Source organism: Brevibacillus composti (assembly GCF_016406105.1).
GTDB classification, from domain to species: Bacteria; Bacillota; Bacilli; order Brevibacillales; family Brevibacillaceae; genus Brevibacillus; species Brevibacillus composti.
This window is the reverse complement of sequence record NZ_CP066308.1, coordinates 3354467-3375305: the sequence shown is the minus strand read 5'-3', so window position 1 is coordinate 3375305 and position 20839 is coordinate 3354467. Positions and strand designations below refer to the sequence as shown.

The window sequence follows — 20839 nt, the reverse complement described above, 5'->3', positions numbered from 1 at the left end:
CACATTTTCAAGCAATCTCCACGTTTGTTTTGGTTGATTGGCTCTGCATGTACATAGGATGCAGAGAAAGGAGGGATCAACCATGGGATTTCGCGATCAGGCAGAAAAACTGGAAGGAGAAAAGGTGAGGGTTGATACAGTGAATGGCAGCTACGTCGGACGGTTGGTCGATGTCAAAAGCTCCACGCTGATTTTACGTGACAGTGAAGGACGCCGCACCATTATCCGCGATTCCGAGATCATTGCGGTTATCGGAATCAAAGATCACCATAAATAACAACACCTCGAGTCCCCTCTTTTTTTCCTTGGGCTGTCGGCTCCGGCAGCCTTTGCTTACATAGAAAAAGTGCTTGCGCCTGAGAGAGAGGTATTGGATAATCATAGAAAAATACTCACTAATCCTACTTGTTAGATGGGAAAAGGAGGCTCTATGCGAATCATTGATCTTTCTCAGGTGCTGGAAACAGGCATGCCCCAGTATCCGGGACAGCCGGATGCGGTGTTCAGGCAAGTGGCACAGGTGCAGTCAGACGGATACCAGGTTACGGATTTTCATGCTGTCGTGCACGTCGGTACACATTGCGACGCCCCCGCCCATTTTATCGAGGGCGGCGAGACGATCGAGTCGATTCCGTTGGAGCGTTTCGTGGGGGAAGCCGTCATCGTGGATGTCCGGCTGCCGGACGGTCAGCGGGAGATGGGCCCGTCTGTGCTGGCGGGAGCGGATATTCGCCCGGGCGACATCGTCCTGTTCCGCAGCGGGCTTAGCCAAAAATGGGGGACGGAAGCATACGAGACCGCCTTTCCATACTTCGGCGAAGAGTTGGCCAGGGAGCTGGTGGAGCGAGGGGTACGCGCGGTCGGCCTTGACTTTATCTCGCCTGATCCGATCGAGACGGACAGCTATCCCGCTCACCATATCTTTCTGGGAAATCGGCTGGGAATCGTGGAGAACTTGAAAAATCTGGAGCTGATTGACCGCGAGCGCGTCTTTTTTGCGGCCGCGCCTCTTGCTATCAAGGGCAGCGACGGAGCGTTCACCCGCGCTTTTGCCGTGCTGTTCGACTAATGCCGTGCTCTTCCATTGATGCGGTTCTGTCCGTTTTGATGGCGGGCAGTTGATCATTTGACATGGGCAGATTTCCCACCTATCATCAAAACAGAGAGATTGTTGTGAAAAGGAAGGGGATGCACATGTTGGAGATCCAGTATCACGGTCACTCCTGTGTCCAGCTGACCAGCGAAGGACATTCGATCATCATCGATCCGTTTATTTCGGGGAACCCGCAAGCGGTCACGAAGCTGTCCGATATTCGGGTGCAGTACATTCTCTTGACGCACGGCCATCAGGATCATATTCTCGACGCAGTCGAACTGGCCAAGCAGAATGACGCGACCATCATCGCGACCTTTGAGCTGGCGAACTACCTCGGCTGGCAAGGGGCGAAGACGATGGCGCTCAATCTGGGAGGCTCCGCCGCGTTTCCGTTTGGCCGGGTAAAAATGACCCAGGCTTTCCACAGCTCCGGCATGGTGTATGACGAAGATCAGCGGATCGTCTACCTGGGGATGCCCGGCGGCTTCATCGTCACGATGGGCGGAAAAACCGTCTATCATGCAGGAGACACCGGCCTTTTCGGGGATATGAAAATACTGGGCGAACGCCATGACATCGATGCGGCCTTCCTGCCGATCGGCGATGTATTCACGATGGGGCCAAAGGATGCTCTGGTTGCCGCGGAATGGGTGAAGCCCAAGCTCGTCGTCCCGATTCACTACAATACATTCCCGCCGATCCAACAGGATGGGGAGGCGTTTGTAAGCAGTCTGAAGGAAAAAGGAATCAACGGAGCAGCGCTAAAGCCGGGGGAAACGACCCGATTGTCGTGATCCGGTGCACATAAAACAGGGAGAAGTCACGGGGAATCGCGGTGGTCAACCGCCGCCCCGATGGCTTCTTTTTTCGTCCGGTTACGAGGACACTCGCCGGACGATAACTATTTGTGAAGCCTTGACAATCCGCTGCTGTACGCAGGGGCCGAGGGACGGCTGGAGATTTTGAAGCTGGTCATCGCGGCGGGAGCCGATACGAAGTTGACCAACCGTTACGGCGGGACGGCGCTGATCCCTGCGGCGGAACGGGGACATGTCGAAATCGTCCGGGAGCTGTTGGCAAACTCGGACGTGGACGTGAACCATATCAACCATTTGGGCTGGACGGCCTTGATGGAGGCGATTGTGCTCAGCGACGGCGGGCGGAAGCACCAAGAGATCGTGCAGCTGTTAATCGAGCACGGGGCCGATGTGAATATCCCCGACAAGGACGGGGTTACCCCTCTGCAGCATGCCAAACAGCGCGGGTACAAGGAGATCGCGGAGATGCTTGCCAAAGCCGGTGCTCGCTAGGGATCCTCGGACAAAACCGTGATGAAAGCACAGCATGTCTCATAAACTATGGCAAGACATGGTCAAAGGATGGGATGTGCGGTGAAAATCGGGACCTCCGCGCTGTTGTTTTTCGCTGTCTACGCACTGTACTCATTGGCTGGATTTCTGTATCCCGAGGGTGGAGCATGGTATGACGCATTGGTCAAACCGCCAGGCACTCTGCCTGCCGGACTTTTCTCAATCATTTGGGGAATTTTATATGGACTGATATCCTTATCAATTGTGCAAGTCATTCGTCAGCGGCAGCTGCACGGGGAAGTGCTTTTGTTTTTCACGATCAATTGGGCGGCCAATCAAGCTTTTACCTGGCTGTTCCTGGAAGAACACTTGCTGCTTCCGGCGGCAGTGGATACGTTCATCGTGGCTTATTCCACCTGGCTATTGATCCGGGTGCTGCAGCCTCGCCTTCCGGTCGCGGCTTATCTCTTGGTTCCCTATTTGCTCTGGGATCTGTACGCCACCTATACGGCCTGGGGAATCTACCTGCTGAATCGGTAGCGGACGTCTCCCGATGGCTTGCAGGAATCAGGGAGATGCGTTGTGCCCGAACGGCGATGCGCCCGTAGCCCGAATCAGTCAGGCAGCCGCGCCAAGCCCCTGTGATTGTACAGGGGCTTTTTTCTGTGCGGATCAAAGCGGAACTATAAACCGTGAACCAATCGGGCGGCCCTGCCCGCAGCTTCCTTCTGCACTTCCTCCCAGGAGAGAGTCGTCAATTGTCTTTTTCTCATCAGGACTTTGCCATTGACGATCACTGTGTCCACATCGGAGCCATTGGCGCTGTATGCGAGCAGCGAGGCGAGGTTATGGACCGGCTGGAGGTGGGGCTGATTCAGGTCGATCAGGATCACGTCCGCTTTTTTGCCCGCCTCCAGGGTCCCTACCTCATGGTCAATCCCCAGCAGCTTGGCGCTTTCGATGGTGGCCATGCGCAGGGCCTCCTCTGCTGACAATTGGGTGGGATCGCCAGTATCCAGCTTTTGCATCCAGGTCGCGGCCTTGATCTCGGCGAACATGTCCAGCGTCGTGGCGCTGCCTGCCCCATCGGTGCCGAGACCGACGGTGATGCCGTGCTTCTTCATCTCCATGACCGGGGCGATGCCGCAGCCCAGCTTCAGATTGCTGACCGGATTATGGGCGACGCCGCCGCGCATGCCGCGAAGGAAGCCCAGATCCCGGCGGGTCAAATGTACGGCATGGGCGAGCAGGACGTGGCTCTGCTCGAACATCCCGAGATGATACAGGTATTCCGTTGGAGTCTGCCCGTACTTTTCCCTGATTTTTACGATCTCTTCTTTGGTCTCGGCGAGGTGAATATGCAGGGGGATCCCGCGTTCCCGGGCGAGGGCGATCACATCGTGCAGCGGCTCAGGCGGGCAGGTGTACGGGGCATGCGGTCCCAGCATCGTCGTGATCCGTCCCTCCCCGGCACCCGACCATTTTTCGATGAGGTCGATCCCCTCCTGCATTCTCTTGCCGCCGTCATCTTCGAGGAACACCAGCCCGCGTGTGAGCGATGCGCGCATCCCGCTGTCCAGCACGGCCTGTGCGACCGCATCCATGTAGACGTACATGTCGGCAAACGATGTCGTGCCCGAGCGGATCATTTCCGCAATGGCCAGCTGGGTTCCCCAGTAGACGTCCTCTTCGGTCATCCGCGCTTCGGCCGGAAGCATTTTTTTCTCCAGCCAATCCATCAGCTTGCGATCGTCGGAAAAAGCGCGCAACAGCGACATCGCCCCGTGATTATGGGCATTGATCAGGCCCGGTATGACGGCCATGCCTCTCGCCTCAATCACCAGGTCGGCCGGCTGCTCGATGAAGGGCGCCACCTCCAGAATCCGGTCTCCCTCGATCAGCAGGTCTCCGGCAATCGGCTGCTCGCCCTCCCGCATCGTCAGAATCGTTCCGTGTTTGATTAACATACGTTTCATCCTTGCTTCCTCCCTTTCTTTTCCGCTATGGCAGGCAGTTTTTCCATCTTTCTAACCGTGCTGCGGCTTTCAGTGTAAGGGCTGACGTGACGGAAAGGTCAAGCGGGCAAATGTCGAAAGAGTATGGAGCCCGAAGCTGGCATTTTTCTTTCTTGTCGTAATATTATTTACCATCAGATAATTGACGAGGGAAATAAAATTTCATAATATTGAGGAAAGTATTGGAAGAAGGTCGGTGTGAGGATGCTACACGGAGGTCTCGTCAGTATACAGGCCATCATTGAAGAATTGAAGCCATCCGAGAGGAAAGCGGCGGAGTTTATCCTGGCTCATCCCGAAGAGGTGGTCAAGCTGTCGGTGCAGAAACTGGCGGACCTGAGCGGTGTGTCGGAAGCGACGATCATCCGGCTGACCCGCTCGCTCAATATGAAGGGGTTTCAGGAGCTCAAGCTGCGCATCGCGGGCGATCTGAACAAACAGACGTCCATGGGCAGCTACCAGGAAATCATGATGGAAGGCTCGGTCGAGTCCATCATGCAGGCAGTCAGCTGGAACAACATCCAGTCGATTCAGGATACCTTGTCCGTCCTCTCCGGGGAGGAGGTCGCCCGCGCTGCCGAGGCCATGGCCCGTGCGCGAAAAATCGACGTGTACGGGGTCGGAGCATCCGCGGTGATCGCAGCGGATATTCGGCAAAAATTTTCCCGGATCAATCTCTGGTGCGAGGCTTACTCCGATTTCCACGCCCAGCTGACTTCGGCCGTGACGTTGAAGGAGCGGGATGTGGCCTTCGGCATATCGTACTCCGGCCAGACCGAGGACATTATCCAGTCGCTGATGGAAGCGAAGCAGCAGGGGGCGACGATTATCACCCTGACCAAATTCGGCCCCTCGCCGGTCGCTGATTTGGCGGATATCCGGCTGTACACGAGTTCCGTGGAAAAGAGCATCCGCAGCGGCGCGATGGCTTCCCGCATCGCCCAGCTCAATGTGATCGACATCCTGTTTATCACGCTGGTCAGCAGGCGGCAGGAGGAAGTGATCCCGCTGCTGGAAAAGACGCGTTTGGCCGTCAGCCGCAACAAGCGTTCCTGAATGAGCAGCGGTTTCTGAAACTAGCTCGCTGATCTGAATCAATCAAGCGTACTTGAATCACCACGTCATCCTGCATGGCCAGCCGTTCGCGGAAACAGCTGGCGATTCGGGACAAGAGGGAAGGGGTAGCGGAATGGAAGCGGTTGGGCAGCTATTGCGGGGATGGATCGACGAAGGACTCGTCCCCGGTGCATCATTGCGCATCATGCACAGAGGAGAAGTGATCTTCGCATGTGATGCGGGGCGGACCAGCCTGGAAGCGGACGGCCTGCCGGTTACAGCAGATACCCTGTTTGACCTGGCCTCGCTGACGAAAGTGGCGGCCACTTTGCCGGCTCTGCTGCTGCTCATGCAGGCGGGCGCGCTGCGCGAGGACGATCCGCTCTCCCGCTTTTTCCCCGATTGCCCGGAGGAGAAGCGTTCGATCACCATTTTGCAGCTGTTGACTCACACCTCGGGCCTCCCCGCCGATCTCGCCGAGCGGCGGCGTGACAGCCTCCTCCGATTGCCGGAACTGCTCTACGCGCTTCCGCTGCAGCATGCGCCGGGAGAGCGGGTCGTCTACAGCGATATGGGCATGATCTGGCTGGGGCTGCTGGCAGAAAAGGCAGCCGGAGAGCCTCTTGCGCAGTTTCTGGAGCGCAGTGTGTGGGGGCCGCTCGGGATGAAACAGACCTGTTTTTGTCCGTCTCAAAAGAGTTATGCGAATATTGCGTCTACGGAGTATTGCCAGCTGACCCAGCGCTATATCAGCGGAGAGGTTCACGATGAAAAGGCGTATGCCATGGGCGGTGTCGCCGGGCATGCCGGCTTGTTTGCGACCGCGGACGACCTCTGCCGCTACGCCCGGATGTGGCTGACCGGATCGCCGCCGCTGCTCTCGCCGGAGATCAGAAGCCGGGCCACCCAATGCCGGACCGAGGGACGGGGGGGCTGGCGCGGACTGGGCTGGGAGATCAAGGGTGCGGCGGAGGGCAGCAGCTGCGGCTCCGGCTTCTTCCCGGGCAGCTACGGCCATACGGGATTCACGGGCACCAGTCTCTGGATCGACCCGCAGCAGGAGCTGGCCGTGGTCTTTCTGACAAACGCCGTCCATCTCGGGCGCGATCATCGCCTGCGCCAGCTGCGCCCGATCCTTCACGACGCTGTCACGGCTCAGCTAAACAGAGCCTGACATAAATCACTGCCTGCGGGCAGAAGAAAAAAGAGGGGGAGAGTTTTGATGAGGAGGTTCCGAATACACAGGTTTGGGTCTATGATGCTGGCGGGCTTGCTCTTGCTGGCGGGCTGCAGCGGCAATGCCGGTCCCTCGCCGGCTGACAGCGGGCAGACGGGTCAGAGCGGGCAAACCGGCAGCAGTGCCGGCGGGAGCACAGGCGGCGGCGAGCAAGTCACCGTCTCGATGCACAGCTGGCGCGTAGAAGACGCCGAGGGGTACAAAAAGATCATTGAGGCTTTTGAGAAAGAGAACCCCAACATCAAGATCGACTTCAAGCCGTTCAAGGCGACTGAGTACAACACGATTCTCAATACCGCCCTGCAGAGCGAGAGCGGGCCGGACATCCTGCAGCTGCGGCCGTATGCGCCCGGCGTATCCCTGGCAGAGGCCGGACATCTGGAGCCGCTGGACAATCTGCCGGGCATCCAAAACTTCTCCAAAGACGTGCTGGCCGCCGCCACCGGAAAAGACGGCAAGGTATACGGCGTCCCCCTTTCGCTCAATTCGACCCAAATCTACTACAACAAGAAGCTGTTCGAACAGCACGGCCTCTCTGAGCCGAAGTCATGGGACGACCTGATCGGCACGGCCAAGACGCTCAAGGAAAAAGGCATTATCCCCTTTGCCTTTGGCGCCAAAGAAGGCTGGCTGCTCTCGCTGAGCCACGGCGTCATCGCTCCCGGCACCTACAACGGGAATGCTTTTGTAAACAAAATATTGCAAGGGCAGGCTGATTTTACCAGTCCAGAGTTCGTCCAATCCATCCAAAGGATGCAGGAGCTCGTGCCTTATTTCCCGGAAAATTTCGCCGGCCTTGATTTGAACGATACCCGCACGCTGTTCTTTACTGAAAAGGCGGCCATGTTTATCAATGGCAGCTTTGAGCTGGAAGGACTGCAAAAGATGAATCCCGATCTGGCCATCGACTTCTTCCCGATGCCGACCGAGGATGGAAACACCGTGCTGACTACCTGGGTAGACGGCTCCTACGCGGTTAATTCCAAGGCCAAGCATAAAGCGGAAGCGCTCAAATTCCTGGAGTTTATGGCCACCAAGCAATTCGGGGAGCTTTTTGCAAATGAGTTCAAACGGATCAGTGCAGTGCCGGGTGTCCAAACGAGCGATCCGCTCGTCAACAAAATGGCGGAGCTGTCGCAGAGCAACGCCACGCCATACCTGATGGTCGTCCACTTTGCGGAAGGCAACCCGACGACCAAGCAGACGCTGGAGAATGCGCTGCAAGGGATGTATCTGAACAAGCTGACGCCGGAGCAGGTGGTCGATGAAGTGCAGAAATCGGCGGCGAGCTGGTTCCCGCCATTTAAAAAGTAGAAAAAAACGACGCGCAGGGAGGTGGCTGCGATGGGCACAGGCGCACCCGGGAGGCAGCAGGAGGGCATGAAAAAAAGAGGAAAATCGCGATGGCTGCTTCATCTGTTTCCCCTTCCTGCCCTGTTGATCTATGTCATGTTTGTGGTCTATCCGATATTCTCTGCTTTTACCTATAGCATGTACGAGTGGAAAGGGATTGCCCGGGGCGCTTTTGTCGGATGGGATAATTTCCTGACTCTGTTTCAAGTGGAACCATTTAACAAAATGTTCTGGAACGCGTTCGGCCATAATGTGATCTATTTTGTCGTCGAAATGATCGTCCAGAATGGCATCGCATTTGCCCTCGCCTTTTTGATTTACCGCAAAATCAGAGGATCGGGATTTCTCAAGATTGCCTATTTCATGCCCCGGCTCCTCTCGGTCATCGTCGTCGGATTTTTGTGGAAGCTGATTCTCAACCCCAATTACGGCGCGCTAAATACGCTCCTGGGCAAGCTGGGGCTGGAGGAATGGGCGAAGCCCTGGCTGGGGGACCCGGATACGGCCCTGCTCGCGATCATCCTGGTCAACTGCTGGTTCGGCATCGGCTTTGCCATGCTGATCTTTCTGGCCGGACTGCAGTCCATCCCGGAGGAGCTGATCGAAGCCGCCAGACTGGACGGAGCGCGGGGGGCGACTCTCCTTTTCCGGATCATTTTGCCGCTGGTCATGCCCTCGATCACGATTATGACCGTTTTCACCTTTATCCAGGCATTTGAAGCCTTCGAGCTGGTCTACGCGATGCAGGGCTCGCAGGGAGAACCCTTCCGCTCTACGGATACGCTCGCCGTCTACTTTTACCGTCTGGCCTTCAGCGGTTCCGGCGGGGCAGGCGATGTGTCCATCGGCCTTGGCTCGGCTCTGGCCGTCGTCCTGTTCGTCATCGTCGCTTCCGTCTCGGCGATCTCGCTCAAGCTGATGCGCAAGCGTGAGGTGCAGCACTGAGCGCGGCTAACGTTTGAAGAGGCGTCTTCTACAAAAAGGAGGTGAGCGGGGTGAAGATGAAGATCGGCACTCGTTCCTTGCAGTATCTTTTCGCCTATCTGTTCGTGCTTGTAGCCTTGTACCCGATCGTGCTCATGATCGGCTCGTCGTTTAAATCAAATGTGGAGATATTTACGAATCCGCTCTCTTTTCCGAAGTCCTTTCAGCTGGACACGTATCGGAAGCTGTGGGAAGCCGTGCCGTTTGCCGATTTTCTGATGAACAGCATCATCGTCAGCGTCACCTCCGTGCTTTTGATCGCGGTCACCTCAGCCATGGCGGCTTTTTATCTGGCTCGCTTTTCCTATCGGTGGACGGGGGTGCTCTACTTCTTTTTCATCCTCGGCTTGATGATTCCGGTAAAGCTGGGGATTGTTCCGCTCTTTCTGCTGATGAAAAAGCTGGGGCTTTTAAATTCGCTCTGGTCGCTGATCCTCATCTATACGGCGAGCGGCATACCGATCTCGGTCTTTATCTTGACCGGCTTTTTCCGGACGCTGCCGGTCGAGCTGGAGGAAGCGGCCCGAATCGATGGCTGCAATCACTTCCAGGTGTTCTGGAAAGTGCTGCTTCCACTGATCAGGCCCGCTCTCGGAACGGTTGTGATCATTAACTTTATCAGCGCCTGGAATGATTTTTTCTTCCCGTTGATTTTTATCCAGGAAGAGGCCTTGAAAACGATACCGGTCGGCATGATGGTGCTGTTCGGCGAGTATGAAACAGACTGGAGCCTGCTGTTTGCCGGACTGACGCTGTCCGCTTTGCCGATGATCGCCGTCTTTCTGCTCGCATCCAGGCAATTTATGGAAGGGTTGACCGCTGGTGCAGTTAAATAATACGCGAAACTGGTTTATCGGCATTGACGGAGGAGGGACCAAGACGGAGGCGGCCATCTGTGATTCTTCGGGCAGTGTGCAGGGGCGCGCCGCCGGGGATGGCAGCAATCCTCTCTCCCGTCCGTGGCCGGAGGTCGAAGAGACGCTGCGGGCGCTGGTCGGCGAGGTATGCAGGCAGGCGGGGGCAGATCCCGGCGAGGTGCAGGGGCTTTTCCTCGGCATGGCGGGAGCGGACCGTCCGGAGGTGCGGACGAGGGTGGAGGAAGCCTTTCGCCCGAGCTGGGGAGAGCGGCTCCACATCGACAATGACGCCCTCGCCGCGCTGTATGCCGGGACGTGGGGCGCCCCCGGCATCGTCCTGATCGCGGGAACCGGTTCGATCGCCTACGCGGTGACCGCGGACGGCCAGCGCCATCGGGCGGGCGGCTGGGGCTATCTGTTGGGAGACGAGGGCAGCGGGTTTGATCTGGGCAGGCAGGCTGTCATCTCCGTCTTGCGGGCGTGGGACGGACGGGGCGAGCCGACGGAGCTGAGCGAGCTCGTCACTGGCCACTTTGGGATCGACCGGCCTGATCAACTGATTGCCCGCGTATACGGTACCTCCAATCCGCGAAAAATGCTGGCCGAGGCAAGCGTCCTCGTCGAATCGGCGGCACGGGCGGGCGATGCCGTCGCTGCCCGGCTGATCAAACAGGCGGCAGCATCGCTGTTGGAGCTGGCCGAGAGCTGCAGGGCCAGGGCGGGAAGCGATCTGCCCGTAGTCCTTGCGGGCGGCATGCTGGCAGCCGATACTCTTTTGCGGCGATGTCTGCTCGAATCGGCTCGCTTCGAGGTGAGACGGCCGCAAGCGGCACCTGTGGCCGGCTGCCTGGCCGCCGCGATGATGCGGGCCGGGCTGCCAATGGATGAACAGGTGAGAGCCGGACTTGCGGTTTTGCAAACAGACGGAGTAGAGGAGGACGCTCATGGCGGAGAACTTGCATGAATTGACCACGGAAATGCGCAATCAGGCGAGCTTGTCGCTCGATCAAATGACCAGTCTGGAAATGATAACGCTCATGAATGAAGAGGATAAAAAAGTGGCCCATGCCGTCGAGCAGGTATTGCCGGAAGTCGCTCATGCGGTCGATTTGATTGCCCATGCCCTGGAGGGAGGCGGCCGGCTCTTCTATTTCGGCGCCGGCACGAGCGGCCGGCTGGGCGTGCTGGATGCCGCCGAATGCCCGCCGACATTCGGGACCGATCCTGAGCTGGTGCAGGGAGTGATCGCCGGAGGGGCGGATGCCTTGATCGAAGCGATCGAGGGAGCCGAGGATTCGGCGGAACTGGGCAAGGAGGATGTCAGGAGGAGCGGCGTCCGCGCGGGAGACATCGTCGTGGGGATCGCCGCCAGCGGCAGAACGCCGTACGTCATCGGAGCGCTGGAGGAGGCAAAAGCGCGCGGGGCGAAAACGGTATCGCTGTCGTGTAACCCTGCCCCGGATATCGCCCAGGGGGTGGATGTGTCGATCAATATCGTGGTGGGCCCGGAGGTGGTGACAGGCTCTACCCGGCTGAAAGCGGGAACCGCCACCAAAATGGTGCTGAACATGCTCACCACGGCCAGCATGGTGCATCTCGGCAAGGTGTACGGCAATCTGATGGTAAATGTGCAGGCGACCAACCGCAAGCTCCAGGAGCGGGCCAAGCACATCGTGATGGAGGTGACGGGCGCAGACTACGACGAGGCCGGCCGGCTGCTCGCGCTGGCGTCGGGCGATGCCCGGGTGGCGATTGTGATGAAGCGGACGGGGCTGGCGGCAGCAGATGCTCGGGAGCGGTTGATCCGCGCGGGGGGCAAGCTGCGGCTCGCGATCGGGGATGCGTAAGCCTTGCCCGCTGGAGAATAGGTGGACAGGAGGTACCTTTGGGGTATCTCTTTTTCTATCTCCCGGCTGGTACCATACATCGCAGGAAACCCGTTATTTGGAAATTTTCTTTGCAAAAAGGGCAGAGAGGGATGGTAAGAAATAGGCGAATGGAGTAATATGTTTGTACATAGCAGATGAGAACAACAATGGCTATTTCCCGAATGAGAAGTAGCCGTTTCTCGTATTCTCTTATAAACAGTCAATACGAGGATTGAGGAGGAGACGCTCATGACGGATTGGTCACAACAAAATACAGTGCTGACAGCGGGATTTGCCCAGATTCCGAAGGGAACCACGCTGTACGAGGTGTCTACAGTGGTTGGCTGCGTACTCATCATCGATGTAGAGAAGGAAGTGATTTGTGACGCCAGCTTTACTTTCTACATGGAGGAGACAAGCGAATTTTTAGCGGGGCTGCTCCGGGGAAGATCCGTCGCTGGCGGGATGTCGGAGATCACACAGGTGGTGCAAAATCGTTTTTTGGCTCCCGGGCAGGGGGCTGTATTGCAGGCTATTCGAGCAGCGGTCGAACGCTTTGCCGAGAAAAAAAGGCAGTCCTAATCCCGCCTTAAAAGGTCTGTCATCAAGAGTGGATTGACCGATTGGTACGAGGGGGTTCTACATGGTAGACAAAGCGACGCCAAGGGAAGAGTTCGTCAAGCAATTGCTGCAGCATTACAATCACTGGCTCACCCATATCGAATCGGTAGACCCGGAGGAGGTATTCTCCCTCTCCCGGGAGCTGGGGGAATTGCGGGATATTCCCGATCAGGAGACGCACGCGCAGATTCTCGAAAATATTGTCAAACTAAACGAAAAAGTGGCACATTTGTCATGGCTTTCCGAGCATCTGAAGATCTTGCACGATCTCAGCCATATCTTTTCGCGAACCTACGAGGAAGAGGAATTCCTCACCAAAGCCTTTGAGCTGGTCTCCCGGGTGATGCGCACCGATGCGTTCTTCATTGCGCTCTACGACGAGGGAGACAGTGAAATCCACATCCCCATCAGCATTGACAATGGCGTCAATTACGGTCCATTGACGCTGCCTTTCGGAGAAGGGATCATCTCCAAGGTGATTGCCACCAGGGAAACCGTCCACCTGCGCACCTCCCGGGATGACACGGAGGGAGCATCCTACGTTCGATGGGGGAATCCGGAGAGCGACACCAACACTTGTATTTTCGTCCCCCTGATGCTGGGCAATCAGATGAAGGGGGTCATCTCAGCGCAGTCCTACCAAGAGTTTGCATACAAAAAAGAGCATGAGGAACTGCTCAAGATCATCGGCTCCCAGGTGGCGAGCGCAGTGGAAACGGCCAGACTGTACGACCGGATGTACCAGATGTCTTTTCGCGATGAAATGACCGGAATCTTGAACTATCGGGCCTTTCACCGCGATCTGGAAGATCTCCTGAAAGGAAAGCAGCCATCTGTTGCGCTCATCATGCTCGATTCGGACCATTTGAAAACCGTAAACGATCAATACGGGCATCACGTCGGAGACGCGCTGATCTGCCGGATCGCAGAGGCGCTGAAGAAGAATACGGAGCCGGGGGAAAGTGCGTATCGGTACGCTGGCGATGAATTCATGTTTCTCACGCCCCGGGCTACGCTTCCTGAAGTGATGAACAAGGTACATCATATCCGCCACTATCTGAACAGACACCCGCTGACCTACCAGGGGCGGGTGATTCCTGCCAATGTCAGCGTCGGCATCGCCCTTTTCCCCGATCACGCCGACAGTGCCGACGGGCTGAAAAGGGCTGCGGACGAAGCGCTGTACCTCTCCAAAAACAGCGGCAAGAACTGTACCACCGTATATGGCGCGAGCTGTTCGCTATTGCCTACCTTTTTGTCCAGGCCAACAAGAAGGTAAACAGCGGGGACAGCCAGAGGAACAGGGCATACGGCAGGTAGTCGAGCGTCGCGACGTCCAGGGTCGACGTGAAAAAGGCGCCGCTGACTCCCCAGGGGATCAAGGGATTGACCAAGGTGCCGCAGTCCTCCAGGGTGCGGGAGAGACGCTTGGCAGCGATCCCCCGCTGCCTGAATACCTCCCGAAACATCTGTCCGGGCAGCAGAATCGACATGTACTGTTCGCCCGTCAGCCCGTTTACCAGGATCGAGGAGGAGCCGGCCAGCGCAATCAGGCTGCCGTCCCGCTTGGTCCTGGTGAGCGTGGCAGCGAACAAGGCATGAAAGACGCCTGTGTGCTGCAGCATTCCTCCCAGACAGAGGGCGATCAGGATCAGCGTCATCGACCAGGTCATGGACATCAGTCCGCCCCGGTTCATGATCGACTGCACGATCTCGCTGGTGAACGTCTGCTCATAGCCGTTTTGCATGACGGACAGCCAGACGGTCGGGGAGGTGACTCCTTGCACGGTGGCCGCGATGACGATCCCGCTGCCGATTCCGGCGATCAGGGTGGGCAGAATCGGCTGGCGCAGGATGGAGCAGAGAATGACGGCGAGCGCGGGCAGCAGGGTGTACCCGGAGATCGCAAAATGCGACTGCAGCTCGCTTTGGATCAGAGCGATCGAAGTCAGCTGCACCGTGCCGGGCTGCCCTTGAAAGGCAAAAAACAGCGCGGTCAACAAGATGGCCGGCACCGTCGTCCTCGTCATATACGCCACATGCGTCAGGAGCGGGACATCGGCTACCGCCGCGGAAAAATTGGTCGTGTCGGAGAGCGGGGACATCTTGTCGCCAAAGCATGCGCCCGAAATGACGGCGCCGGCCGTCAGCACCGGATCGATGCCCAGGGCGGTGGCGATTCCCATCAATGCGACGCCGACAGTGCTCACGGTCGTAAAAGAGCTGCCTGTGGCAGTGGAGACCAGGATGGTGAGAAACAGGGCGCTGACCGCAAAATACGCCGGATCGATGAAGCGGATTCCGTAGGAGAGTATGGTGGCGACGGTGCCGCTCATCATCCAGACGCCGATCAGGATGCCGATCGAAGCGAGGATCAACAGGGGCATAGCGGCGGCTTGCACCCCTTTGATCATGCCGCCTTCGATCTCTTTCCATGCTACGCCGTACAGCCGCAGCAGCGCGGCAGAAGCGACCAGTGCGGCCAGCAGCGGCATATGGGGTTCGGCTTTTCCCCAGAACAAGGCGGGGAAGAGGATGGAAAAGACGATGAGCAAAAGAAAAAGACTTCGCCCAAACGTCACGGATGGTTTCATGTGGACTACAACTCCTAGCTGTATATGCATCTCCGCTTTTCTGCGACTTGGCTTTGATGCTTTTTGGCAGTGAAGCGATAGGGCTACTGTAGCTGGAATGGCGAGACTCGTCAATCCATTCGCTTGTATTCGAAATCGCAAAATAATTATGTAAACAATGTGAAAAGAGGCAGCCCATGCCGCAGCGTCATCTGCGTGCGGGGCCGCCTCTTTTTTCTGTGCCTGCTTATTCCGCTGTCGGGTCCGGCTGCGGGAGAGAGGAGCTTTCCCGCTGCTGCAAAAACTGCTTGCCGTACTCCCCGTGGTCGTGGAATTGGGCGTGCTCCACCTGTATCGTGGAGTGATTGATGCCGTATTTGCTCTTCAAGGTTTCGTTCACCGCCAGAATGACGCAGAAGGGCTGGATGTCTTCCCTCACAAAGACGTGAGCGGTGATCGAATAGTGGTCCGTCGAAATCGCCCAGAGGTGCATCTCATGGACGTCCTCCACGCCCTCGACGCTGGCGATGTCCTGGCGGATTTCTTCCAGATCAAATTTTTCCGGGACCGACTCCATGATGATCAGGTAGGAAGCGCGGATAATCTTGGCTCCCCCGGTGAAGATAATGCCCCCGATCACCATGCTGATCAGCGGGTCAAACACGAGGTACCCGGTGAAAAAAATAATGATGGCGGAAACGATGACCCCGACCGAGCTGAGCAAATCGCCGATAAAATGCCACAAGGCGCTTTGGATGTTCAGGTTCTCCTCTTCCTTGGTGCTGCGGTGGAGCATCACGGTAAGCACAATATTGACGATCAAACCGATCGTGGCGATCGTCAGCATCAGCTTCAGATCCACCTCCTGCGGCGTGATCATCCGCTTGATCCCCTCCACGAAAATCCCCACCGCGATCACAGCCAGCGCCAGACCATTTAGAAAAGAGGCAATGATTTCAAAGCGCAGATATCCAAAGGTGAAGCGGCTGTTAGGTTTCCGCGAGGCCATGTAGATGGCGATCATGCTCAGTCCCAGGGCGAGCACGTCCGAAATCATATGAGCCGAGTCGGACAGGAGGGCCAGGGAGTTGGAGAGCAGCCCCCCGATAATCTCCACGATGGTAAAGAACAAGGTAATAAACAAAGTAATCCACAGCGTTCTCTTCGACGTCTGTTGATCTTTCACGTGATCCAGATGGTGGAAGTCTACCTTTTTCATCTGATCAACCTTCCTCTCGCATGAATTTGAGAAACGGTCTCACCGCCTATAAAGCACAAAAGCTGCCAGCAGCGGCAGCATTCTTTCCAAAGGGTACGGATATGTGAGGGTGCCTCAAAAGAGTTTCCTTGTACAAAATGTAAAGCATCTGAAGAAAAGAAGCAAGAGTCATTTGCCTCTTTTTTAAAATGATTTTAAAAAGATATTGACTTTCAGATTGTATTAAGTAAAATAATAATAGTTCCTAGTTAATAATCATTTTAAAAAGAAGTCCACTGAGAGGGGGATACCTGCATGTACGATGTCATTATCATCGGTTCCGGACCGGCAGGTGCATCTGCCGCTATCTATACAGCACGCGGCAACCTGAAAACGCTGGTCATCGACAAAGCGCCCGGAACGGGAGCGCTGGCCCTGACTCATAAAATTGCCAACTATCCCGGTGCCGAAGGAGAGCGTACCGGAAAAGAACTGCTCGAGATCATGCGCAGACAGGCTGAGAGTTTTGGCGCTGAATTCCTCCAGACCACGATTACCGCTGTAGATGTCGAGGATGAAGTCAAAAGCGTCTACACGGCGGACGGAACCTTCGAGGCCAAAGCGGTCGTCATCGCGACCGGCTCCAAAGGGCGCAACCGCATGCTGCCCGGAGAGGAACGGCTGCTGGGGCGAGGCATCAGCACATGTGCCACATGCGATGGCGCTTTTTACGAAGGCAAAACTGTAGCGGTCATCGGCGATAATGAAGAAGCACTGGAGGAAGCCCACGCTCTGACCAAATTTGCCGATCGGATTGTGTTCATTGTTCCGCGGCCGGACCTGCAGGGCGTAGAGGAAGTGCCTGAGCTGCCGAAGACGCAGTTCTTGTTCCGCACGCGTCCCGTGGAGATCGTCGGGGAACAGTCTGTCCAAGGCGTGCAGGTCCGCCATCCCGATGGCAGCGAGGAGCTGATCACCGTCGATGGGGTGTTCGTCTTTTTGTCGGGGAGCAAGCCGGGTACCGATTTTCTGGAAGATCAGGTGCCACTCGATGAGGAAGGCTTCATGATTCTCGACGAGTACATGCAATCCTCTGTCCCTGGCGTGTTTGGCGCCGGCGAGGTGCGGCGCACGCCAGTGAAACAGGCGGTCGTGGCAGCGGCAGACGGAGCGATTGCCGCCATGGCTGTGGACCGGTACATCAACAAGCGGAGCAAGATTGTTCCGCAATACAAATAATCGCGTATAAAGGAGAGTATGATCATGGCACAAGCTATCGTTTATTCCAGCACCAACTGCGGTTTCTGCAAGCAATTGAAAGGCTATCTGGAGGAGCAGAACATCTCTTACGAGGAGCGCAATATCGACGAGAATGAAGCGTATCGCGAAGAACTCGCCCGCCTCGGCATGATGTCGGTTCCGTTGACCGTGATCGGCGAAAAGCAGATCCTCGGCTTCAATCCCAACCGCATCAAAAAAGCACTGGCTGCCCTGGAAGCCGCCGAATAAAGCGTAAACACGAGAGGAGAAACGACCATGACCATCCATACAAACGATCGAGTACAACTGCAAGTCGGCAAACCGGCACCGGATTTCGACATGGTGACGACCAAAAATCTGGAGACGCTGGATGTGCGCGCGACGCTGGCGGATTACAAAGGCAAATGGCTGATCCTGTTCTTCTGGCCGTTCGACTTCACCTTCGTCTGCCCGACAGAGGTGACCTCCTTCAGCGACAGCATCGAGGAATTCCAGGATTTGGACTGCGAGGTGCTGGGTGTCTCCGTAGACAGCGTACACGTGCACCGCGCGTGGATCCGCACCCCCCGCGACCAGCAAGGCATCGGCGAGGTGAATTTCCCGCTGGCTAGCGACATCACCAAGAAAACGGCACAAGCCTACGGCGTGCTGGATGAAGAGACAGGAGCCGCGCACCGCGGACTGTTTATCATCGACCCGGAAGGCATCCTGCGCTATCAAGTCGTGACCGACATGAACGTGGGCCGCAGCGTAGCCGAAACGCTGCGCATCCTGCAAGCCCTGCAAGCGGGCGGTCTCTGCCCGGCGAACTGGAAGCCTGGCATGAAAACCTTGTAAAACAATCGCGATACGATGCTTTAATAGCCTGCTGACCGCCATCAGCAGGCTTTTTTTCGTTTCCGTGTATGGAGTACAATGGAGGGAAAAATCGTGATTTCTGCGGGAAAGCGAGAGAGAAAGCATGCGGGATGTACCGAATCGATACCGCGGACTTGCGCCGCGCACGCCGGAGATGCTGCGGAGCATCGTGCGGAAATTTTACCGGGGGGCCGTCAGCCACTACGACCTGATTCAACTGAAAAAAGCGGATGTCCGACAAGCGCTTGCTCAAGCGGGCGGCTCATCGGATGAAGAGAGCCGGCGGGAGATCGCGCGGGCGCTGCATACCTTGTTTTTGGAGTTTCACTTCTACGTCACCTGCTGGCTGCAGATCGAAATGGCCCTGTACCGTCTGGCCCGGGAAGACGAGCGCTATGCCCGGATCATGCAGCGTTTTGGCTGCGAGCTTCAGACCCATGTGACGGTCCGCCATCATTTGGACCAAACGGAGGAATGCGTCCGTGCCCAGTGGGACGAGGAGCGGCGGACATGGCTGGGAGCGGAACGAGATCAGTACCGCTTTGGTGAAATTTTATTCACTGTAGATGAAAAAAGTCTCGCCTCCCTGCACGAGTTGTACGAGGCGGTTCAGGCCGTCTCTTCATCGTGAGTCCGGGAGTCCAGCAGTCCAGCAGTCCAGCGGGCCGTCGACCATCAGCTTGGTTAGGCCGGCGGATAGAAAAAAGGTCCCCCAAGCGATGCCGCCGAGATGGCGTGCCTGGAAGACCCGCTAAGGCGCGGATACGTGCAAATCCTCCGGAGTCCACTGGCCAAAGGCAAACCAGAGGGTGGGTTTGCCGGTCGGACCGATACTTGCCTTTACCGGTTGGAAGCCGAGATTGCGAAAGAGCGTCAGACTAGGTTCATTGTCGATGGCGACACGGACATACAGTTTGGGCAGAAGCCGGCACATTCGGGCGGCCAAAGCCTTGCCCACGCCGCGGCCCCGGTACCTTCTGTCCACGACCAGAAACGCGTGGCCGAGACCGCAGTCCGAGACGGCAAACAGGCCGACCAGACGCTTTCCCTCTACCGCGAGCAGCAGGCGGGTGTCCCGGCTTTTCAGCGATTCCGGGGAAAGCTCTCCCAGCCAGTCTCTGGATTGGACCGTGATGCGCCGTTCGCCTTCCCTTCTGACAAAACGGAGCAGGGTCGCCTTGATCGAGGGGAGCAGATGGGGGAAAACGGTGAACAGCTTCATCGCCGGTTACCCCGAGGCGGCTCCCCGTCCGCTCTGGAGACGGGAGACGTATTGCGAATAGTGGATGATGTTGGACAGGGATATGCGGCGAATCGAAGGCTCGTCGAATTTCTCCGGCTTGGCATTGGCCTCAAACAGCCAGAGGCGCCCCTCCTTTGTCAGTCCGAGATCCATCGACATTTCGGCAAGTCCGGCTATGGCCTGATTCAAAGCGCTCGCGATGGTCAGCGCCGTTTCTTTGATGCTCGCTTCAATCGCTTCCGCCTCCCCTTTAAAAATCGCTTGCAGGACAGTTCCGAGTGAATGGATGGAGCCGCCGCGGGGCACATGGGTCGTAATGCTTTGCGAGCCCGCCCTGCGGATGCCGATGCCGGTCACCCCCCACTCCCCCTTTCCGTTTTTTTGCACGAGCACGCGGACATCAAAGGGTTTCCCCATGTACTTCGCGCGGTCGATGCCCTGCTGCATGATGTAGCGTTTTCTTCCCGCATGCCCCTTCACGTGCTTCCATACCCCTTCCAGCGTAACAAACCGGCGGGTAATGGCCTTCTGTTCCTTGAGCCGATGTACGACCCAGCCGTTTTTCTTTTGCTCGACGCGCATAATTCCTTCCCCTGCTTTGCCCAGCACGGGCTTCAGGTAGACGTAGCGATGCTGATGGCAAAACTGGCGGAAGCGTGACAGCGAATCCAGCTTTGCCGTTTCAGGCAGATAAGGCGTCACTTCCTCATATTCACCCAACGTATGGAACAGCTTCTGCTTGTCAAAAAAACAGCGGTTAAACAGCGTGACATTTTGCAGACTGTCAAATTGGCTCAGCGTTTCCTGGACTTCGGTCCGTTTTTCCGCTTTCCGCGAAGGAATCCGGTTGTAGACCACATGTGGAAAAGGCAGCATCTCTTCGAGCCAAAGCCCTTGCTGTTCATCGTAGAGGTAGCCGCGCACTGTTTTTTTACTCCAGTCAATTCCTTCAGGGGTAAAGACGTAGACGAGAGCGCCCAGTTTTTTTCCCGTGAGCGCGATGTCTTTAAAGTTTTCCCGATTGCCCAAAAAATGCTGACCCTTTCCCACGGTCAAGATTCCGATCAGCGGTCCCAGCTTGAATGTGTCATTGCCCACTTTCCAATTGATCCGGGTACGGATACGGCCAGGCTGTTGTTTGGGAAGGCCGAGGGACACCCGTTTGATTGTTTGAAACGGTCCCAAACTGGCCCGCAGTTTTTTCCGCCCGCGCAGGGCGAGAAGATGTTGACGCGGAACTTGCAAATACCAACGGCCGCCGGGGAGGATCGTCAACCACCCGGAGCGCAATTGAGGCATGGGTGTTCCTC

At 56.9% G+C, this 20839-nt stretch carries 22 protein-coding genes and 1 pseudogene; 18 read left to right on the top strand and 5 right to left on the bottom strand.

Annotation, left to right across the window (positions count from 1 at the left end; all coding sequences use genetic code 11):
• Positions 1-82 precede the first annotated feature (82 nt).
• From JD108_RS17020 to JD108_RS17000, 5 genes and pseudogenes are all read left to right on the top strand, one after another.
• The gene (locus JD108_RS17020; protein WP_198827183.1) at positions 83-277 is read left to right on the top strand and encodes a hypothetical protein; all 195 of its coding nucleotides are present in this window, start codon (positions 83-85) and stop codon (positions 275-277) included.
• A 153-nt stretch (positions 278-430) separates the two neighbouring features.
• Positions 431-1069: a cyclase family protein gene (locus JD108_RS17015; RefSeq protein ID WP_198827182.1), complete on the top strand. Its 639-nt coding sequence runs from the start codon at positions 431-433 to the stop codon at positions 1067-1069.
• Positions 1070-1194: 125 nt separating this feature from the next.
• The gene (locus JD108_RS17010; RefSeq protein WP_198827181.1) at positions 1195-1890 is read left to right on the top strand and encodes a metal-dependent hydrolase; all 696 of its coding nucleotides are present in this window, start codon (positions 1195-1197) and stop codon (positions 1888-1890) included.
• A gap of 123 nt (positions 1891-2013) precedes the next feature.
• Positions 2014-2406: pseudogene (locus JD108_RS17005) on the top strand (ankyrin repeat domain-containing protein); the annotation flags it as partial.
• An 81-nt stretch (positions 2407-2487) separates the two neighbouring features.
• Complete coding sequence (locus JD108_RS17000) at positions 2488-2946, top strand: TspO/MBR family protein (RefSeq protein ID WP_198827180.1); 459 nt, start codon at positions 2488-2490, stop codon at positions 2944-2946.
• A 143-nt stretch (positions 2947-3089) separates the two neighbouring features.
• On the opposite strand, the gene JD108_RS16995 is transcribed toward JD108_RS17000, so the two are convergent.
• Positions 3090-4382 (bottom strand): amidohydrolase, encoded by a 1293-nt coding sequence (locus tag JD108_RS16995; protein WP_198827179.1) that lies wholly within the window; start codon positions 4380-4382, stop codon positions 3090-3092.
• Between the two features lie 243 nt (positions 4383-4625).
• Here JD108_RS16995 and JD108_RS16990 point away from each other — a divergent pair, with 243 nt between their 5' ends.
• The 9 genes from JD108_RS16990 (at position 4626) to JD108_RS16950 (ending at position 13676) form a co-directional block, all read left to right on the top strand.
• Positions 4626-5477, top strand: coding sequence for a MurR/RpiR family transcriptional regulator (locus JD108_RS16990; RefSeq protein WP_198827178.1), 852 nt, complete (start codon positions 4626-4628; stop codon positions 5475-5477).
• 133 nt (positions 5478-5610) lie between these two features.
• Complete coding sequence (locus JD108_RS16985) at positions 5611-6651, top strand: serine hydrolase domain-containing protein (RefSeq protein WP_198827177.1); 1041 nt, start codon at positions 5611-5613, stop codon at positions 6649-6651.
• Between the two features lie 48 nt (positions 6652-6699).
• Positions 6700-8028 (top strand): ABC transporter substrate-binding protein, encoded by a 1329-nt coding sequence (locus JD108_RS16980; RefSeq protein WP_198827176.1) that lies wholly within the window; start codon positions 6700-6702, stop codon positions 8026-8028.
• Positions 8029-8094: 66 nt separating this feature from the next.
• Positions 8095-9012, top strand: coding sequence for a carbohydrate ABC transporter permease (locus JD108_RS16975; protein ID WP_323958382.1), 918 nt, complete (start codon positions 8095-8097; stop codon positions 9010-9012).
• 56 nt (positions 9013-9068) lie between these two features.
• A complete protein-coding gene (locus tag JD108_RS16970; RefSeq protein ID WP_407649440.1) occupies positions 9069-9887 on the top strand; it encodes a carbohydrate ABC transporter permease in 819 nt (272 codons plus the stop codon).
• Positions 9874-10872: an N-acetylglucosamine kinase gene (locus JD108_RS16965; RefSeq protein WP_198827173.1), complete on the top strand. Its 999-nt coding sequence runs from the start codon at positions 9874-9876 to the stop codon at positions 10870-10872. The genes JD108_RS16970 and JD108_RS16965 overlap by 14 nt, the downstream gene beginning before the upstream one ends.
• Positions 10853-11755: an N-acetylmuramic acid 6-phosphate etherase gene (murQ, locus tag JD108_RS16960; RefSeq protein ID WP_198827172.1), complete on the top strand. Its 903-nt coding sequence runs from the start codon at positions 10853-10855 to the stop codon at positions 11753-11755. Before JD108_RS16965 ends, murQ begins: the two co-directional genes overlap by 20 nt.
• A 270-nt stretch (positions 11756-12025) precedes the next feature.
• Complete coding sequence (locus JD108_RS16955) at positions 12026-12358, top strand: DUF3870 domain-containing protein (RefSeq protein ID WP_198827171.1); 333 nt, start codon at positions 12026-12028, stop codon at positions 12356-12358.
• 61 nt (positions 12359-12419) lie between these two features.
• Positions 12420-13676, top strand: coding sequence for a sensor domain-containing diguanylate cyclase (locus JD108_RS16950; protein WP_198827170.1), 1257 nt, complete (start codon positions 12420-12422; stop codon positions 13674-13676).
• Here JD108_RS16950 and nhaC read toward each other — a convergent pair.
• Together nhaC and JD108_RS16940 are read right to left on the bottom strand one after the other, a co-directional pair.
• Positions 13645-14991, bottom strand: a complete 1347-nt coding sequence (nhaC, locus tag JD108_RS16945) for a Na+/H+ antiporter NhaC (protein ID WP_198827169.1) — start codon at positions 14989-14991, stop codon at positions 13645-13647. The genes JD108_RS16950 and nhaC overlap by 32 nt on opposite strands.
• Positions 14992-15217: 226 nt before the next feature.
• On the bottom strand, positions 15218-16189 hold the full coding sequence (locus JD108_RS16940; protein WP_198827168.1) for a cation diffusion facilitator family transporter: 972 nt from the start codon (positions 16187-16189) through the stop codon (positions 15218-15220).
• A 294-nt stretch (positions 16190-16483) separates the two neighbouring features.
• Between JD108_RS16940 and JD108_RS16935 the strand changes: the two genes are divergently transcribed.
• The 4 genes from JD108_RS16935 (at position 16484) to JD108_RS16920 (ending at position 18917) form a co-directional block, all read left to right on the top strand.
• The gene (locus tag JD108_RS16935) at positions 16484-17407 is read left to right on the top strand and encodes an NAD(P)/FAD-dependent oxidoreductase (RefSeq protein ID WP_198827167.1); all 924 of its coding nucleotides are present in this window, start codon (positions 16484-16486) and stop codon (positions 17405-17407) included.
• Between the two features lie 24 nt (positions 17408-17431).
• Positions 17432-17677, top strand: a complete 246-nt coding sequence (locus JD108_RS16930; RefSeq protein WP_198827166.1) for a glutaredoxin family protein — start codon at positions 17432-17434, stop codon at positions 17675-17677.
• 27 nt (positions 17678-17704) lie between these two features.
• Positions 17705-18265 carry a peroxiredoxin gene (locus tag JD108_RS16925; protein ID WP_198827165.1) on the top strand — a complete coding sequence of 187 codons (561 nt, stop codon included), beginning with the start codon at positions 17705-17707 and terminating at the stop codon, positions 18263-18265.
• A 124-nt stretch (positions 18266-18389) separates the two neighbouring features.
• Positions 18390-18917 carry a hypothetical protein gene (locus JD108_RS16920; protein WP_198827164.1) on the top strand — a complete coding sequence of 176 codons (528 nt, stop codon included), beginning with the start codon at positions 18390-18392 and terminating at the stop codon, positions 18915-18917.
• 120 nt (positions 18918-19037) lie between these two features.
• On the opposite strand, the gene JD108_RS16915 is transcribed toward JD108_RS16920, so the two are convergent.
• Entirely contained in the window at positions 19038-19508 is a 471-nt protein-coding gene (locus JD108_RS16915) for a GNAT family N-acetyltransferase (RefSeq protein ID WP_198827163.1), read from the bottom strand.
• 6 nt (positions 19509-19514) lie between these two features.
• Positions 19515-20828 (bottom strand): YheC/YheD family endospore coat-associated protein, encoded by a 1314-nt coding sequence (locus JD108_RS16910; RefSeq protein ID WP_198827162.1) that lies wholly within the window; start codon positions 20826-20828, stop codon positions 19515-19517.
• Positions 20829-20839: the final 11 nt, after the last annotated feature.

Bases quoted from the DNA above. Each gene is read 5' to 3' on its own strand.
- JD108_RS17020 (WP_198827183.1), top strand. From the start codon at position 83: ATGGGATTTCGCGATCAGGCAGAAAAACTGGAAGGAGAAAAGGTGAGG.
- JD108_RS17015 (WP_198827182.1), top strand. From the start codon at position 431: ATGCGAATCATTGATCTTTCTCAGGTGCTGGAAACAGGCATGCCCCAG.
- JD108_RS17010 (WP_198827181.1), top strand. From the start codon at position 1,195: ATGTTGGAGATCCAGTATCACGGTCACTCCTGTGTCCAGCTGACCAGC.
- JD108_RS16995 (WP_198827179.1), bottom strand. From the start codon at position 4,382: ATGAAACGTATGTTAATCAAACACGGAACGATTCTGACGATGCGGGAG.
- JD108_RS16990 (WP_198827178.1), top strand. From the start codon at position 4,626: ATGCTACACGGAGGTCTCGTCAGTATACAGGCCATCATTGAAGAATTG.
- JD108_RS16985 (WP_198827177.1), top strand. From the start codon at position 5,611: ATGGAAGCGGTTGGGCAGCTATTGCGGGGATGGATCGACGAAGGACTC.
- JD108_RS16980 (WP_198827176.1), top strand. From the start codon at position 6,700: ATGAGGAGGTTCCGAATACACAGGTTTGGGTCTATGATGCTGGCGGGC.
- JD108_RS16975 (WP_323958382.1), top strand. From the start codon at position 8,095: ATGAAAAAAAGAGGAAAATCGCGATGGCTGCTTCATCTGTTTCCCCTT.
- JD108_RS16970 (WP_407649440.1), top strand. From the start codon at position 9,069: ATGAAGATCGGCACTCGTTCCTTGCAGTATCTTTTCGCCTATCTGTTC.
- murQ (WP_198827172.1), top strand. From the start codon at position 10,853: ATGGCGGAGAACTTGCATGAATTGACCACGGAAATGCGCAATCAGGCG.
- JD108_RS16955 (WP_198827171.1), top strand. From the start codon at position 12,026: ATGACGGATTGGTCACAACAAAATACAGTGCTGACAGCGGGATTTGCC.
- JD108_RS16950 (WP_198827170.1), top strand. From the start codon at position 12,420: ATGGTAGACAAAGCGACGCCAAGGGAAGAGTTCGTCAAGCAATTGCTG.
- nhaC (WP_198827169.1), bottom strand. From the start codon at position 14,991: ATGAAACCATCCGTGACGTTTGGGCGAAGTCTTTTTCTTTTGCTCATC.
- JD108_RS16940 (WP_198827168.1), bottom strand. From the start codon at position 16,189: ATGAAAAAGGTAGACTTCCACCATCTGGATCACGTGAAAGATCAACAG.
- JD108_RS16935 (WP_198827167.1), top strand. From the start codon at position 16,484: ATGTACGATGTCATTATCATCGGTTCCGGACCGGCAGGTGCATCTGCC.
- JD108_RS16930 (WP_198827166.1), top strand. From the start codon at position 17,432: ATGGCACAAGCTATCGTTTATTCCAGCACCAACTGCGGTTTCTGCAAG.
- JD108_RS16925 (WP_198827165.1), top strand. From the start codon at position 17,705: ATGACCATCCATACAAACGATCGAGTACAACTGCAAGTCGGCAAACCG.
- JD108_RS16920 (WP_198827164.1), top strand. From the start codon at position 18,390: ATGCGGGATGTACCGAATCGATACCGCGGACTTGCGCCGCGCACGCCG.
- JD108_RS16915 (WP_198827163.1), bottom strand. From the start codon at position 19,508: ATGAAGCTGTTCACCGTTTTCCCCCATCTGCTCCCCTCGATCAAGGCG.
- JD108_RS16910 (WP_198827162.1), bottom strand. From the start codon at position 20,828: ATGCCTCAATTGCGCTCCGGGTGGTTGACGATCCTCCCCGGCGGCCGT.